The 13,966-nt window shown below is 68.2% G+C and carries 13 protein-coding genes; 9 read left to right on the top strand and 4 right to left on the bottom strand.

Annotated elements, in window-relative coordinates:
• On the top strand, positions 1–225 hold a 225-nt coding region (locus VFY73_RS13610; RefSeq protein ID WP_329719555.1), incomplete at its 5' end, for a hypothetical protein.
• On the opposite strand, the gene VFY73_RS13605 is transcribed toward VFY73_RS13610, so the two are convergent.
• Both VFY73_RS13605 and VFY73_RS13600 read right to left on the bottom strand, forming a co-directional pair.
• On the bottom strand, positions 204–692 hold the full coding sequence (locus VFY73_RS13605; RefSeq protein ID WP_329719553.1) for a hypothetical protein: 489 nt from the start codon (positions 690–692) through the stop codon (positions 204–206). The two genes, VFY73_RS13610 and VFY73_RS13605, sit on opposite strands and share 22 nt — an antisense overlap.
• A 116-nt stretch (positions 693–808) precedes the next feature.
• Complete coding sequence (locus tag VFY73_RS13600; protein WP_329719551.1) at positions 809–1,681, bottom strand: TPM domain-containing protein; 873 nt, start codon at positions 1,679–1,681, stop codon at positions 809–811.
• Positions 1,682–1,942: 261 nt separating this feature from the next.
• On the opposite strand from VFY73_RS13600, the gene VFY73_RS13595 reads away from it, so the two are divergent.
• The 4 genes from VFY73_RS13595 to VFY73_RS13580 all read left to right on the top strand — a co-directional run bounded on the left by VFY73_RS13595 (position 1,943) and on the right by VFY73_RS13580 (position 5,032).
• Complete coding sequence (locus tag VFY73_RS13595; RefSeq protein WP_329719549.1) at positions 1,943–2,389, top strand: host attachment protein; 447 nt, start codon at positions 1,943–1,945, stop codon at positions 2,387–2,389.
• 159 nt (positions 2,390–2,548) lie between these two features.
• Positions 2,549–2,971, top strand: a complete 423-nt coding sequence (locus VFY73_RS13590) for an Hsp20/alpha crystallin family protein (protein ID WP_329719547.1) — start codon at positions 2,549–2,551, stop codon at positions 2,969–2,971.
• 119 nt (positions 2,972–3,090) lie between these two features.
• Complete coding sequence (locus VFY73_RS13585) at positions 3,091–4,407, top strand: wax ester/triacylglycerol synthase family O-acyltransferase (RefSeq protein ID WP_329719545.1); 1,317 nt, start codon at positions 3,091–3,093, stop codon at positions 4,405–4,407.
• A gap of 97 nt (positions 4,408–4,504) precedes the next feature.
• On the top strand, positions 4,505–5,032 hold the full coding sequence (locus tag VFY73_RS13580; protein ID WP_329719543.1) for an SH3 domain-containing protein: 528 nt from the start codon (positions 4,505–4,507) through the stop codon (positions 5,030–5,032).
• A gap of 167 nt (positions 5,033–5,199) precedes the next feature.
• On the opposite strand, the gene VFY73_RS13575 is transcribed toward VFY73_RS13580, so the two are convergent.
• On the bottom strand, positions 5,200–5,844 hold the full coding sequence (locus VFY73_RS13575; protein ID WP_329719541.1) for a phosphoribosyltransferase: 645 nt from the start codon (positions 5,842–5,844) through the stop codon (positions 5,200–5,202).
• Positions 5,845–6,009: 165 nt separating this feature from the next.
• Here VFY73_RS13575 and VFY73_RS13570 point away from each other — a divergent pair, with 165 nt between their 5' ends.
• A complete protein-coding gene (locus VFY73_RS13570) occupies positions 6,010–7,440 on the top strand; it encodes a homospermidine synthase (protein ID WP_329719539.1) in 1,431 nt (476 codons plus the stop codon).
• An 88-nt stretch (positions 7,441–7,528) separates the two neighbouring features.
• Here VFY73_RS13570 and VFY73_RS13565 read toward each other — a convergent pair whose 3' ends face one another.
• Positions 7,529–9,991, bottom strand: coding sequence for a Lon protease family protein (locus tag VFY73_RS13565; protein WP_329719537.1), 2,463 nt, complete (start codon positions 9,989–9,991; stop codon positions 7,529–7,531).
• Positions 9,992–10,158: 167 nt separating this feature from the next.
• Between VFY73_RS13565 and VFY73_RS13560 the strand changes: the two genes are divergently transcribed.
• The 3 genes from VFY73_RS13560 (at position 10,159) to mgtA (ending at position 13,897) form a co-directional block, all read left to right on the top strand.
• Entirely contained in the window at positions 10,159–10,614 is a 456-nt protein-coding gene (locus tag VFY73_RS13560; protein ID WP_329719535.1) for a hypothetical protein, read from the top strand.
• Positions 10,615–10,644: 30 nt separating this feature from the next.
• The gene (locus VFY73_RS13555; RefSeq protein ID WP_329719533.1) at positions 10,645–11,184 is read left to right on the top strand and encodes a CBS domain-containing protein; all 540 of its coding nucleotides are present in this window, start codon (positions 10,645–10,647) and stop codon (positions 11,182–11,184) included.
• 175 nt (positions 11,185–11,359) lie between these two features.
• Complete coding sequence (mgtA, locus tag VFY73_RS13550; RefSeq protein ID WP_414654454.1) at positions 11,360–13,897, top strand: magnesium-translocating P-type ATPase; 2,538 nt, start codon at positions 11,360–11,362, stop codon at positions 13,895–13,897.
• The last annotated feature ends 69 nt before the right edge of the window (positions 13,898–13,966 follow it).

Genomic DNA, 13,966 nt, shown 5'->3' with positions numbered 1-13,966 from the left:
GCCCGGCCATCAGGGCAGATACGCTGGGTATCTGCCCAGCCGTCCGGACACGCCATCATCACCATCTGGTCGAATCCCAATGGCAGCTATCTGCCGGACAGGACACTAGCCCGCCTGCAGCCGCCCCGGCTTGATCAGGATCAGTTGCGTGTGTGCCATCGCGGGTCGTCGGGCGAGGTCGACCCGGCGGTCGTCGACGGGCGCTACGGCTTCTTGCCGCCGTAGGGACTGCCTGGAGTGGGCTGATCGCGCTCTGGCGAGACCTCGGCATCGGCCGGGAAGTAGAAGAACGCCTGGTGGTGGTCGCCCGGGTGGATCGTCGTCACCGTGCGTTGTGTCTCACCGCCCAGGCTCGCCTGGATGTCGTAGCGCCCCAGCGGCAGGTCGATCAGCAACCACGGGCCGTCCAACGGCGCGTCGAACACCACGCGCAGCTGCGCGTCGGTGATCTTGACCCGCACATCGACGAGGTAGGCACCGGTCTTCTTCGCCGCGGTGACCGCCCACAGGCTGAAGCTTTCGCGCCGCGCATGCAGGTAGGCCTGCTCGGCCTGAGAGACGCCGCCGGACACATACGCATACCCCTGCGCCGTCTTGCCTTCCTGGACGGCCTGCGCCCCGGCAACCAGGCACAAGGTGCCGACAAAGCATTGAATCGCGCCCATGGCGATACGCCGAAGTGGTTTCTTCATGAAGGATCCTTGGGTAGACGGCGACAGGGCCTGCACCACGCCACCGGGTTTCAGGGAAAGACTCAGGGGCGCCGGACAACGCGTGGCGTTGGCGGCTTCGAACGCGTTCGAGCGCATCACCACCGACCCGAGGCGCCACCGCCACCGAAGCCACCGCCACCGCCGCGAAAACCGCCGCCCGGGCCGCCACGACCGCCTGCCCCACGCCCGAGGCCGAGCAGATGCCAGCCGCCGAACAGGCTGACCAGCAGGGCGATCAGCCCGGCCGACACGGCGAGCGACAGCACGCCGGCGATCGCGAACACACCGAAGGCCACGGCACCGCCGGTGACCAGCGCGCCGGGCAGTCTCCCCAGCAGCACCCGCAGCAACCCGCCGAGCACGACCGCCACGGCAAGAATCACCGGCAGGTAGCCTGCGATGTCGTCAGTCGACACCACGGCCTGGCCCGGTGGCGGCGGCAACGGCTCGCCATCGACGACGCGAATGATCCGGTCGACGCCGGCCTCGATGCCGCCGGCGAAGTCCTGTTGTTGAAAACGAGGCACGATGACCTCGCTGATGATCCGCTTCGCGGTTGCATCGTTGAGTGCACCCTCCAGGCCATAGCCCACTTCGATGCGCAGCGCCTGGTCGTCCTTCGCGACGACGAGGATCGCGCCGTCGTCGACCTTGCTGCGGCCGAGCTTCCACTGCTCGCCCACGCGCAATGCAAATTGCTCGATGGGCTCCGGCGCGGTGCTTCGCACGATCAGCACGGCGAGCTGGCTGCCCTTGCGCGCTTCGAAGGCCGTCAGCTTCTGCTCCAGGCTCAGCTTGTGCTGGTCGTCGAGCAAGGCGACCTGGTCGACCACGTGCCCGCTCAGCGGCGGCACCGGCCACTGCGCCGCGGCAGGCACAGCCCAGCACAGCGCCGCCAGCAGCAGCAGAGACCTTGCCAGGGCGGCGACCACTTGGATGCCGGACGGCGTTGCGAGGCGAAATCCCATGTCATCGACTTCCATCGCAGACGATTCAAGCACCGTGATGACCGAGCGCCTTGCGCTTCGTCAAGGCGCGCATGAAGGTGCCGACAACCCATGCCCGCCGGCCAGTCTCAACTTTCAACGCCGCGGTTGACGGCCATCAACCCACCGGCCGCACCGAGACCTATCGTGAAACATCAGACCGCGCGTTCTGAACTCTGACCGTTCGAGAATTTCCAGGCCGCGTGGCCTCACCGTTCACCCCTTCCCAGCTGGAGCACTGAGATGAACACCCAATGGATCATCGTGGCCAATGCGTCGCTTGCCCGCTTGTTCAAACGTGACTCGCCCAGCGATCCGTTGATTGCGTTGCCAACGATGGAGCACCGCGAAAGCCGCCTGAAGGGCAGCGAGTTGACGGATGACCGGGCCGGCCACGAGGCGACCGACCACAGCAGCGGCGGCAACCGCTTCGAGCCACGAACCGAGCCGCACCGCAAGGAACACCAGCGGTTCGCCCACGAAATCGCCGATCGGCTGGGCGACGCGTTGGCCGAAGACGCATTCAAGTCGCTCTGGATCTGCGCTTCGGACCCCTTCCTCGGCGAACTGAAGGCGGCACTGAGTGATGCGGTGCGCCATCGGCTGCAGCACACCGTTGGCAGCGACTTCACGTCGCTCGGCGTCGACGAGATCGAACGGCGGCTGCAACGTCCCCACGTCAACGCCTGATGCCGTTCGGCGCGGGCCACAGCGATGGTGGCGAGGCATCACTTGACAAAACTCAACGCGCTGCCGACCTGCCTTCCTAGACTTTTGTCCGTTGAGCCGCGAACCCGCGGGCTCGACACGGCGGCGCAGCGCCGCCTGTTCAACCCAAGGAGCAAGACCATGAATGCACTGACCCGACTCGAACGTTTCGAAGACATGTTTCCCGAGGTCTTCCGCCGCTTCGCGCGGCCGCTTCAATGGAGCGAGGCGACACCGGGCGAGATCAAGATCGACGTGACCGAGAACGACAAGGAGTACCTGGTCCGCGCAGAGATTCCGGGCGCCAAGAAGGACGACATCCGCGTCACCGTCGATGGCAATTTCGTCTCGATCTCCGCCGAGGTCCGCCAGGAGAAGGAAGACAAGTCCGACGGAGGCCGCGTGCTGGTGAAGGAGACGTACTACGGTAGCGCGTCGCGTGGCTTCTCGCTTGCCAGCGAAATCGATGACAAGGCCGTGGTCGCCAAGCTGGAAGACGGGGTCCTGAAACTGACGCTGCCCAAGCGGGCCAGCGCCGCTGCGAAGGCGATCTCGATCCAGTGATGCGCGTACCGGGGTCGGTCGGGTTGGACCCTCCAGCCACGGCCGCATCCTGAGGAGATACCGATGCTGGCACCTTCCCGACATTCGGCTGCATCCACGGCGAGCGCGCCGGATCTGTGATGGCCATGCACCCGATGAACCCGGTGGACGCCGCCTGGTACCACATGGACGGGCCGGCCAATCCCGCGATCGTGACCGCCGTGGCGATCACGCGCCGACCGCTGGATGTCGACCGCGTGCGGCGCGACGTCCAGAAGCGGTTGCTGCGCTTCGACCGCTTCCGCCAACGCGTCGTCCAGCCCAGTGCGCTGACGACACCGATGTGGGAGGACGTGCCGGACTTCGACCTCGATGCCCACTTGGTGCATGTCGCCCTGTCGGCCTCTGGCGGCGAAGCCGCGCTGCGCTCGCTGGTGGCGGGCCTGGCGAGCCTGCCGCTCGACCACCGGCGCCCACTGTGGCAGGCGCACGTCATCGACAACGTGCAAGGCGGCAGTGCGTTCGTGATGCGCTATCACCACTGCATCGGCGACGGCACGGCCATGATGACCGTGGCCGCGAAGCTGTTCGACATGCCGCGCCACCCGGTGCGGCCGCGGGCGCGCCCCGCCGCGAGCGCACAGCCTTCGGTCATCGACACCGCGATGTTGCTGGCCGGCGAGGCCGGCGCCGTGCTGTCGGACCTTGCCAAATGGCCTGATCCGGCGTCGCCGTTCAAGGGCGAGTTCGGTACCCGCAAGAGTGTCGCCTGGTCATTGCCGGTGCCGATCGACACCGTCAAGGCGATCGGCGCACCGACCGGCGCGAAGGTCAACGACGTGCTCGTCGCCGCGCTCAGCGGCGCCCTGCGCAGCTACCTGCGCCGAAGAGGGGCCGAGCCCGACGACACGACGCTGCGCGCGATGGTGCCGATCGACCTTCGCACGACCGCCAGCGCCGGTGAGCTCGGCAACGCGTTCGGGCTGGTGATCCTCGACCTGCCGGTGTCGGCCACGACACCCGCGGCGCGCCTGGCGAGAACCAAGGCCGGCATGGACGCATTGAAGGCGTCGGCAGAGGCGCCGGCGATGCAACGGCTGCTCGATCTGTTCGGCCGCGGACCGAAAGCGCTGGAAGACATCGCCTGCGACATCTTTGGCAGCAAGGCGAGCCTGGTGCTCACCAATGTGAAGGGCCCCGGCGAGCGCATCCTGCTGGCCGGCGCCCCGGTGGATCGGCTGATGTTCTGCGTTCCGCACCCGGGTCAGCAGATCGGCTTGGGCGCGAGCATCATGAGTTACCACGGCATGGCCACCCTCACCATCGTGGCCGACGCCGGGTTGGTGCCCGATCCGCAGGTCATCACGCAGGCGTTCAATCGGGAGGTCGCGGCCATGGGCCGAAAGAGCCAGCGTCCGCGGCGCACCATCGATCTGGGGCCCGGGGCGACGCCATGAGGCCGCGACACGCGCGGGTGGGGTTCCCGGCACCGGCCCGATGGGCCCGGCGGTTGCAGCCACGGCGTATCTTCCCGTCATCACTCTGGAGCCTGTCATGCGAAAACCACTGACTGCCTCGGTGCTCTTCTGGGTCATCGCCACTTTGCAGCCCGCCCATGCCGCGGAACCAGACACCCTCACCGCGTACGAGGCTCAACTGCGCGCCGGCCCGTCTGCGGACTATCCGGCCGTCTCGCTGGTGCCTGCAGGCGCCAAGATCGCCGTACAGGGATGTCTGGGCGATTTCACCTGGTGCGACATCGTTGCCGAGGCGGGCCGCGGCTGGCTCGAGGCGGACAACATCACCCGGTCCCGCGACGGAGCGGTGGTGACCGTCCGCCGCTTCGGCGCGAGCATGGGCATCGGCACCGTCGAATTCGATTTGCTGTCCTACTGGGAACAGCACTATTCCGACCAACCTTGGTATGAGGAGCGCGCTCGCTGGGCCCGCCTGCCGTGGGTGAACCGGCAGCATTGGCCCCAGTTTCCCGGTCAGCCGCCCATTCATCCGCAGCCCCCGCCCCCTCCGCCACCGCCAAAGCAACCTGCCCAACCGCTCATGCCCAAACCGCCGCGGCCTTGAGCGTTCACGCAGCGCCCGACCGGCCGGTATTCGGGCCGGTCACATCGAGACTCAGCCGCGCCCCTGGCGACAGGGCCGCCTCGCATGCGAAGGCTTCGCGATGCGCCACCGGAGCGTGGCTCATCGCAGGGCGCCCGTCGCGCCCAACACCAGCTTCGTCAATGTGCTCATGAGCGTTCCGCAAGCAGCGCCACGACCTCGTCGTCGCTGGTTTGGCCGAAGTGACGGTAGTGGGCGCCGACGGCGCCGAACCAGGCCGGCGTCTCGAGACAGACCAATTCGTCGACCTCGGAGCGCAAGGCTTCTGCCTCCAACGCCGGCGCCACCGGAATGGCCAACACCACACGCGCCGGGTGTCGGTGCCGCAGGGCCATGATGGCCGCACGCACCGTGGTGCCCGTGGCGATGCCGTCGTCGACCAACAGCACCGTCTTGCCGGCAACCGGAACCGGCGGGCGGTCTTTCAGGTACAGCGCCCGGCGGCGTTCGATTTCCCTCATATGCACGGGCAGTTCGCGTCTGACGTAGTCGCGCGATGTCCCACTGAGCGCCAACGTCTGCTCATCGATCGCCAGGGCCGGTTCGGCGCCATCGGCCACCGCCGCCACCGCCAGCTCGGGCTGGTCGGGCGCACCGATCTTGCGAACCAGCAGCAGGTCCAGCGGCGCCTTGAGTGCCTTGGCCACTTCGGCGGCCACCGGCACGCCACCGCGCGGCAGAGCCAGCACCACCGGATCGACAAAGCCGCGTCGTTTCAGCGCTTCGGCCAAGCGCCGGCCGGCGTCGGCGCGATCCTCGAACAGCCATTCCATCGCCTGCCCCTGTGCGATCTGTACCCGCCCACGATGGCGCAAGCCGCCCCACCCGGGCCTGAGATTTCTCAAGCCCGGGCGTCGAAGTCGTGGAATTGACCGAACTCAACCGACGCCACGCCAAGCGTCGAAAAATGCAATCCGTCCCTGCCGCCGGAGCCCGCTTTGGATCGCGCCCCCATTCACCACCGTTTCGGCCGCCGCATCCTGATGATCGGCTTCGGCTGCATCGGCCAAGGCGTGCTGCCGCTGCTGCTGCGGCACATCGAGATGCGCCCGGAGCAGGTCCGGGTGCTGTCGCGCCGTGGCGACCCGCAAGGCATGGCGCATGCCCAGGGTGTGCGCTGCGATCAGGTCGAACTGAGGCCCGACAACCTGCGCAGCGAGTTGCTGCCTCGCCTGGCCCCGGGCGACCTGGTGCTGAACCTGTCGGTCAACGTCAGCAGCACGGCCCTGATCGCCTTGTGCGCCGAAGTGGGGGCGCTGTACCTGGACACCTGCATCGAGCCCTGGGACGGCGGCTACACCGACAGCCGGCTGTCGGCCGCTCAGCGCAGCAACTACGCATTGCGCGAAGAAGCCTTGGCACTGCATGGCTGCAAGCCCGGCCCGACTGCGCTGCTGACCCATGGCGCCAACCCTGGGCTCGTGTCCTACTTCGTGAAGCAAGCGCTGCTGCACATTGCGCGCGACACCGCGACACCGGCTGGGCCCCCGGTGGGACGCGAGGCCTGGGCCGGCCTGGCGCAGCGCCTGGGCGTGCGGGTGATCCACATCGCCGAGCGTGATTGGCAGCACCGGGCGGCAGGGCATCCGGCGCGCCACCCCGGCGAGTTCGTCAACACATGGTCGGTCGAAGGCTTCGTCGACGAGGCCTGCCACCAGCCGGCCGAGCTCGGCTGGGGCACCCACGAGCGTCATCTACCGGCCGATGCCCACCACCATGACGCCGGATGCCGGGCGTCTGTCTATCTGAGCCGGCCCGGCGCAGCCACGCGCGTGCGCAGCTGGACGCCGCTGGCCGGGCCGCAACACGCCTTCCTGGTCACCCACGCCGAAGCCATCTCGATCGCCGACCACCTGACCTTGGGTGACCCGCTGCGCCCGAGTTTTCGACCCACGGTGCACTACGCCTACCGGCCCTGCGACGACGCCGTGCTGTCGCTGCAGGAGGTGGCGGCGCGGGAGTGGCGCTTCCCGGCCGAAGGACGGGTGCTGAAAGACGACATCGACGGCTCGGGCATCGACGAGTTGGGCGTTCTGCTGATGGGCCATGCCAAGGGTGCCTACTGGTACGGCTCGCGCCTGTCCACGGCCCAGGCGCGGCAGCTGTGCCCGCACAACAGCGCCACCAGCCTGCAGGTGACCGCGGCAGTGATGGCTGGCGCGGTCTGGGTGATGCGCCACCCGCAGCTGGGCATCGTCGAGCCCGATGACCTGCCCCACGACGAAATGCTGGACCTGGCCCGCCCCTACCTGGGCGACATGCTCGGCGTCTATACCGACTGGACCCCGATCGTCGACCGTCCCTGGTTGTTCGACGAAGACATCGACCGCGAGGACCCCTGGCAGTTCAAGAACTTCCGGGTCACTTGAACGCGCGCTCCAGCCCTTGCAACGCCGGGCCCATCAAGGCATGGCGCGTCGTCGGCCAGGCTCCGGCATGGGGTGGCGACACCGCGCGTCAGCGCGACCGCCGCAGGCGCAGGCCGGCGCCGCCGAGCGCGCGACGAAGCATGCGGCCGTCGTCGCGCCATCGATCCCCGCCGTGAATCCGGCGCAGCTCCGACATCTGCACCAGACGCGCCGCCACCAGCCGGTTGAAGCTCCCCTCGGGCAGCCGGCCCTTGCTGTCCGGCTCGCCGGCGGCCAGGCCCGTCAGCAACTCGACTGCCTCATCGACATCGGAGACGGCGTGGATGCGAAAGCGCCCCTGCGCTGCCGCCTGCACCACATCGTCGCGCAGCATCAGGTGCTCCACGTTGGTGGCCGGAATGACGACACCCTGCCCGCCCTCGAGGCCACGCTCGCGACAGGCGTCGAAGAAGCCCTCGATCTTCTCGTTGACGGCGCCGACCGCCTGCACCTGACCGTGCTGGTTGACCGAGCCCGTCACCGCCAGCGATTGCCGGATCGGCACACTGGCCAACGCCGACAACAGCGCACAGAGCTCGGCCAACGAGGCGCTGTCGCCCTCGACCGGCCCGTAGGATTGCTCGAATACCAGGCTCGCTGACAACGACAGCGGCACGCCCTGGGCGTAGCGCGCGCCGAGGAAGGCCGCGAGGATCATCACGCCTTTGGAGTGGATGGGCTGGCCCAGTGTCGATTCGCGCTCGATGTCGACCAGGTCTCCCTCGCCCACGCGCGCCGTCGCGGTGATCCGCACCGGCAGCCCGAAGCGAAAGCTGCCGGACTCCTGCACCGCCAGGCCGTTGATCTGGCCCACGTGCAGGCCGCTGGTGGCAATGAGCAGGGTGTCGCGCCGCATCGCTTCGTGCCAGGCGTCGCGCTGCCGGTCGGCGCGTCGCTCTCGTGCGGCCAGCGCGGCATTCACGTCCTCGCGGCCGATACACGACCGGCCGCCTGCGGCACACACGTGGTCCGCCTCGCGCAGCAGATCCTGCAGCGGCCGGACGCGGATCGACAGCTTGCGCGAATCGTCGACCATGCGCGAAGCGTGCTCGACCATCCGCCCCACCGCGTCGCGGTTCAATGCACGCAAGCCGGCGGCGCGGGCCAGCGACCCCAACAGCGCAGCAAAGCCCTGCACGCCGGCAGCATCGCGCGGCGCCTCTTCCTCGAAGTCGGCGGCCACCTTGAACAGCTCGTCGAACTCGGGATCCAGCGACTGCAGCAGCTCGTAGTGTTCACGCTCGCCGAACAGCACCACCTTGAGCGCCAGCGGGATCGGCTCCGGCTCCAGCGGCAGCGTACCCAACCAGCCCGAGAGGTGGGCCAGCGATTCGATGCGGGCCTCGCTGGTGGCAAGCGCCCGCTTGAGCCCGTCCCACGCATAGGGCTGGCTCAGCACCTTCTGCGCATCCAGCATCAGGTAACCACCGTTGGCGCGCTGCAGGGCGCCCGGCTTGATGAGCATGAAGTGCGTCACCAGCGTCCCCATGTGGGCCACCTGGTCGATCCGGCCCGTCAGGTTGGCGACGGTGGGGTTGTCAACGCAAACGACCGGCGCGCGGGCACCGTCTTCGTGGCCGACGAAAAGATTGACCCGATAGCGGTTCAGCGACAGGCTGGTCGCGAAACTGAGCTTGTTTTCGTCTTCGTCCTCTTCGGCCGGCTCGTGCAGTTCGGCGCCGGTCTTCACCACGTCGGCCAGCACCCCGTCGAGATAGCGCTGAACGGTGGGCAGGTGCGCAAACGCCCCCTTCAGCTCCTCGACCAAGTGCCCCGTGGCGCGCAGGATCGCCTCACGCGTGGCCGTGCTGACGAGCGCCCGCGTCTCTCGCCGCAGCTTTGGCAGTCCTTGCATCATCTGGTCCAGACGGGCGCGCATCGCCTGCATGGCGGCTGCGACACGCTTGCGTTCATCGTCCGGCAGCGCGGCAAAGGTTTCGGGATCCATCGCCTGCCCATCCCTCATGGGCGCGAAGGCGATACCGTCCGGCGTGTTCTGCAGCATCACGCCCTGCGCGTCGGCGGCGGCGGTGATCTCTGCCAACGCTCGCTCCTCGCGTGCCGTGTTCGCCTGTTCGATGGCGCGGATGCGTGACCGATACTCCTCGCCCTCCAGCGCGGCGCCAATGGCCTCGCCCAGTTCGGCGACGAAATCCTCCATCGCCTTGTGCAGGCGTGCGCCCTGCCCCGCCGGCAGCCGCAGCACCGCGGGGTTGTTCGATTCGGTGAAGTTGTGGACGTGGCACCAATCCTGCGGCGGTGGCCGGGTGGCGGCATGGGCCTCGAGCAGGCGGCGAACGATGTGGTGCCGGCCGCTGCCGGGCTCGCCGAAGACGAAGACGTTGAAACCCGGGCCGACGAGGTCGAGCCCCAGCCGGAGGGCCTCCACCGCACGCGCCTGGCCGAAGGGCTGCTCGGGTTCGGGCAGCGCGGCCGTGGTGTCGAAGTCGAAAACCGCCGGGTCGCAGCGTGAACACAGGCGATCCGGGTCGAGGGCTTCGTGTGGGTGCATGTGTTTACCTGTCGAGCGTCTCCACCATGGCAGCAAGCTAAGGCGCGGCCGGGCCGGGCCGCTTGACCAGCATCAAGAAGCTGCGGTTCGAGGTTGGGCCAGGAAGCCGCTGCTGCGCGGCTCGGAGTTGACAAAACGCAATGCCGAGGCAACGGGGCGTCCTACGCTTGAACCAGCCGCCGTACGAGGGCATTTGCCACCGCCGCGTGCTTGGGCTGCGACGCTGGGCCGACCCATCGGCCCGTCGCATCACGCTGCCAATGCAGCGTGATCGCAGCCTGGGGGTGCAGGTGACCCTGCGTCAGCAGGGCCTTCGGTGCGGCGGCCCCTTCCCCTTTTCAACGTACGAAGCGACGCTGAAGGTGGCCGAGGCGCCGAAGGCGCAGTTGCGCGATCCCCAAACCGCATCGGCGATGACGACGCATCATCTTTCCATCCTCGCACCGCAAACGGAGCGCACCATGTCTGAGTTCATCACGCCCTCATCCATGCTCCCGTCCACTCGGAAAGCAGGCCCCCCTTTGCCGCCGGCGTTCGACTTGCTGCACTGGCTGCGCCGCCATGTGATCAGCATCGTGGTGCTGCTGGCCTTGCTGAGTGCCGTGGTGTCGGTGGCAGCTTGAGTCGCCCATGAGCATGCCCGAGGAAGCCGCATGAACATCGCCTCGATCTCCCAGCGCAAGGTGGTGACCGTCGACGAGCACGCCAGCCTGCAGGAAGCCGCCCAGCTGATGCGGGACCGCCATGTCGGCGCCGTCGTCGTCACCCGCGGCGACGCCGGCGCTTCACACCTGATGGGCGTGCTCACCGATCGCGATCTCGCGCTGCTGGTGGTGGCCGAGGGCCGCTCGCCGCACATGCAGGTGGGCGCGGCTCTAGGTGACGCCGGGAGCCAAGGCCTTGTCGCGATCCCTCAGAAGGCCAGCATCGCCGAGTCAGCCGAGGCCATGCGAGAGGCCGGTGTGCGCCGGTTGCTGCTGATCGACAGCCAGGGCCGGCTGACAGGCATCGTCACATTGGACGACCTGATCGCCTCCTACGCAGACCAGCTCGGCGACATCGCCGCCGCGCTGGAGCGGGGCATCGAACACGAGGTCGAGCGCAGCGCTGGCGACGTCGGCGACCATGACGCAAGCCCGGTGCTCGTGCCACCGGACCTGGCCGTGACCTGGCGTCGCGTCTTCGAGCCCTGAGCGCAGCAAGAGAACCCGGCGCCAGCATCGCATCGCGGGCCGCGGCACGCTCACCATCGGCATGAAGCAGGTCCGCCAGCCCAGGCCGTCCCACCCCGCCGCATCCGCGTCGCAGGCAACCCACCACCCCCCCGAGGACACGGCTGCGTTCTGGAGCCGCGAAGCCCCTGCCTTGATGGCAACGCTGCGCAGCCAGACCCAGGGCCTGTCTTGCGCCGAGGCAGCCCGACGCTTGCGCACCGAAGGCCGCAACACCCTCGACGAGGAACTGGACACACGCACCTGGCGACTCGCCCTCGGGCAGTTCAAGAGCCCTTTGGTGCTCATCCTCGTCTTCGCCGGCGTGGTGTCGGCCAGCCTACGCGACTGGCTCGACGCGGCCATCATCCTGGTCGTGGTGCTGGGCAGTTGCGGCCTTGGCTTCCTGCAGGAATACCGCGCGTCGAAAGCGGTGGCGCAGTTGCGCAAGAGGCTCGCACTGACAGTGACGGCCCTGCGCGATGGCGCGCCCCGCGTCGTGCTGACCAGCGAGCTGGTGCCCGGCGACATCGTCATGTTGTCGGCCGGCAACCTGGTCCCGGCCGATGGGCTCGTGCTGGACAGCCGCGACTTCCTGGTGACCGAAGCCAGCCTCACCGGCGAATCGTTCCCGGTGGAAAAGCAACCCGGTGTGCTGCCCGCCGACACGCCGATCGCGCGTCGCACCAATGCCGTCCATCTGGGCACCTCGGTACGCAGCGGCACGGCCACCGTGCTGGTCGTGCACACCGGCGAACGCACGGCCTTCGGTGCCTTGGCGCAGCGGCTGCGTGCGGCGCCGCCCGAGACGGAGTTCGCGCGCGGGGTCCAGCAGTTCGGCGTGCTGCTGGTGCGGGTGATGGTGGTGATGGTGCTGTTCGTGCTCATCGTCAACCAGTGGCTGGGGCGGCCGTGGGTCGAGTCGATGCTGTTCGCCGTCGCCCTGGCGGTCGGCCTGTCGCCCGAGCTGCTGCCGGCGATCATCAGCGTGACGCTGTCGTCAGGCGCCCGCAGGATGGCACGCCGAGGCGTCATCGTGCGGCACCTCGAAGCGATCGAGAACCTCGGCAGCATGGACTTCCTGTGCACCGACAAGACCGGCACCCTCACCGAAGGCGTGATGACGCTCGAAGCCGCCACGGCGCCCGACGGCAAAGCTTCTGCAGAGGTGCTGCGCCTGGCCTACCTGAACGCGGCCTTCGAGACCGGCATCGACAACCCGTTGGACGCTGCCCTGGTGGCCGCAGGTGAAAAAGCCGGGCTCACGACGGCCGCCCTGCGCAAGATCGACGAGATTCCCTACGACTTCCTGCGCAAGCGCCTGACCATCGTGGTCGAACCGAAGGGCGGGCAACAGCACCTCATCATCACCAAGGGTGCCTTCGCCAACGTGCTCGAGACATGCACGCGGATCGTCCGTGGAAGCGGCCCCGAGCCGTTGGACGACGAGGAACGCAAGCGGCTGGACGCGTGGTTCCGCGAACAGGGCAGCCGCGGCCTGCGGCTGCTGGGGCTCGCCACGCGCGAGGCCGCACCGCGCAGTGGCTACACGCACGACGACGAAGCCGGCATGTGTTTCGCCGGCTTCCTGCTCTTCCTCGATCCACCCAAGGCCTCGGCGAAGGCCACGCTCGGCGCCCTGGCCGAGCACGGCGTCGGTGTCAAGATCGTCACCGGAGACAACCGCTACGTGGCCGCCCACGTGGCCGAGGCCGTCGGGCTCGACCCTCGGGCCATGCTGACCGGCGAGCAGATCGCCAGCATGAAGCAAGAGGCTCTGTGGCACCGTGCGGAGAAGGCCGTGTTGTTCGTTGAGGTCGACCCGCAGCAGAAAGAACGCATCGTGCGTGCGCTTCAACACCGCGGCCATGCGGTGGGCTATCTCGGCGACGGCATCAACGACGCGCCTGCACTGCATGCCGCCGACGTCGGCATCTCGGTCGACGGTGCCGTGGACGTGGCGCGCGAGAGCGCCGACGTGGTGCTGCTGCGGCCCGATCTCGACGTGCTGTGCCAGGGCGTGGAGGAAGGTCGCCGCACCTTCGCGAACACGCTGAAGTACATCAGCATCACGACGAGCGCCAACTTCGGCAACATGATCAGCATGGCGCTGGCCGCCCCGCTGCTGCCCTTTCTGCCGCTGTCGGCCAAGCAGATCCTGCTCAACAACTTCCTCTCGGATCTGCCCTCCATCGCGATCTCGTCCGACCGCGTCGACGACGACCGCCTCACCACCGCGCAGCACTGGGATGTTCACGACCTGCGCCGCTTCATGCTGGTGTTCGGCCTGACAAGCTCCGTGTTCGACCTGCTGACCTTCTGGCTGCTGTTGAAGGTCTTCGATGCTTCGCAGCCGGTGTTCCAGACGGCCTGGTTCGTCGTATCGCTGCTCACGGAGCTCGCCGTCGTGCTGGTGTTGCGAACGCACCGGCCTGCCTGGAACAGCCGGCCCGGGACCATGCTGTGGCTGACGACCCTGCTCACCGCCTTGCTGGCCCTTGCGCTGCCGTTCGTCGGCCCGGCGGCGGCCCTGTTCGCCTTCGTCGCCCTGACACCTACGGTGGCCGTCGGCATGCTCCTCGTCGTGCTCGGCTATGTGGCCGCGACCGAGTTCGCCAAACACCGCTTCTACGCGCGCCCGCATCGGCGCAGCCGTGCCGCCGCGCGCTCGGCACGTCGACGCGCGAGGCGTTGACGCGCGCTTGATTGTGATCAACCCCGACGACGCCAGGCGGCATACGCTGGGCTTTTCGCGGCAGTTTGA

Origin of the sequence: Ideonella sp., from assembly GCF_036277275.1 — a bacterium.
GTDB lineage: Bacteria > Pseudomonadota > Gammaproteobacteria > Burkholderiales > Burkholderiaceae_C > Ideonella.
Note: the sequence above shows the minus strand (reverse complement) of the source record. Positions and strands in the feature narration are given on the sequence as shown.

Excerpts from the sequence above, each read along its gene's own strand:
- VFY73_RS13590 (WP_329719547.1), top strand. The coding sequence starts at position 2,549 with ATGAATGCACTGACCCGACTCGAACGTTTCGAAGACATGTTTCCCGAG.
- VFY73_RS13585 (WP_329719545.1), top strand. The coding sequence starts at position 3,091 with ATGGCCATGCACCCGATGAACCCGGTGGACGCCGCCTGGTACCACATG.
- mgtA (WP_414654454.1), top strand. The coding sequence starts at position 11,360 with ATGGCAACGCTGCGCAGCCAGACCCAGGGCCTGTCTTGCGCCGAGGCA.
- VFY73_RS13565 (WP_329719537.1), bottom strand. The coding sequence starts at position 9,991 with ATGCACCCACACGAAGCCCTCGACCCGGATCGCCTGTGTTCACGCTGC.
- VFY73_RS13575 (WP_329719541.1), bottom strand. The coding sequence starts at position 5,844 with ATGGAATGGCTGTTCGAGGATCGCGCCGACGCCGGCCGGCGCTTGGCC.
- VFY73_RS13555 (WP_329719533.1), top strand. The coding sequence starts at position 10,645 with ATGAACATCGCCTCGATCTCCCAGCGCAAGGTGGTGACCGTCGACGAG.
- VFY73_RS13595 (WP_329719549.1), top strand. The coding sequence starts at position 1,943 with ATGAACACCCAATGGATCATCGTGGCCAATGCGTCGCTTGCCCGCTTG.
- VFY73_RS13580 (WP_329719543.1), top strand. The coding sequence starts at position 4,505 with ATGCGAAAACCACTGACTGCCTCGGTGCTCTTCTGGGTCATCGCCACT.
- VFY73_RS13600 (WP_329719551.1), bottom strand. The coding sequence starts at position 1,681 with ATGGGATTTCGCCTCGCAACGCCGTCCGGCATCCAAGTGGTCGCCGCC.
- VFY73_RS13605 (WP_329719553.1), bottom strand. The coding sequence starts at position 692 with ATGAAGAAACCACTTCGGCGTATCGCCATGGGCGCGATTCAATGCTTT.